Below are 786 nucleotides of genomic sequence, written 5' to 3' on the forward strand. Positions count from 1 at the left end.
GCGGCCTCCGCGGCCCGCCAGTCCACCATCAGCCGGTTCAGGTCCTCGTCGGTGATGCCGATGCGTCCGATGTAGCGCGGGCTGCCGGCCGATTCGGGGTCCGCGGCGATCCGCCCGTCCATGTCCAGCCGGCCAAAGACCAGCCGGTCCTCCACGGCCTCCAGCTGGGCGATCCGGTCCTCGTAGAGGGTGGCGAAGGAGTCGCGTTCGGACTGGTTCTGGAAGCTGCCCACCGCCCCGGTGGCCCGGGTGCGCTCCAGCTGTTCGATCTTCTCCGCCCGCAGCTCATCGAGCCGCGCATACAGCCGTGCCACGTACTGCGATTCGTCGATCAGATCCTTGTCGATCGTCCCGGCACTGGTGCTCCCCTCACACTGCAAAATCAAGACAGACCATTCTACGCCGTCGCACCCCGGCAACGGGCAATGATGTGACGCAACCGGCGACACGTTCACCGGCGGCGGATTCGGGCGCGCGAATCAGACCAGCTGCAGGCTGTGCACGTTGTATCCGCTCAGCTGCTGGCGGCCCTTCAGCTCGTCCAGTTCCAGCACCACGCCGATCCCGGCCACCGTCGCACCGGTGCGTTCGATCAGCCGGGCCGCGGAGCCCACGGTGCCGCCGGTGGCCAGCACATCGTCCAGGATCAGCACGCGGGTGCCGGGGCGGACTTCGTCGCGGTGGATCTCAAGGGACCCCGACCCGTACTCCAGGGTGTAGTCGTCGCGGTAGGTGGGCCGGGGCAGCTTGCCGGCCTTGCGGATGGTGAGCATGCCGGTGCCGGTA

General features: G+C 68.3%; 1 protein-coding gene and 1 pseudogene. Both read right to left on the reverse strand.

Annotated elements, in window-relative coordinates; all coding sequences use genetic code 11:
* Nucleotides 1–386 (reverse strand): annotated as a pseudogene (locus JCM19049_RS16215) (AAA family ATPase); the annotation flags it as partial.
* A gap of 93 nt (nucleotides 387–479) precedes the next feature.
* Nucleotides 480–786, reverse strand: a 307-nt coding sequence (locus JCM19049_RS16220; protein WP_279403436.1) for an adenine phosphoribosyltransferase, incomplete at its 5' end; no start/stop codon positions are given.

It is taken from the genome of Arthrobacter sp. JCM 19049, assembly GCF_001310435.1.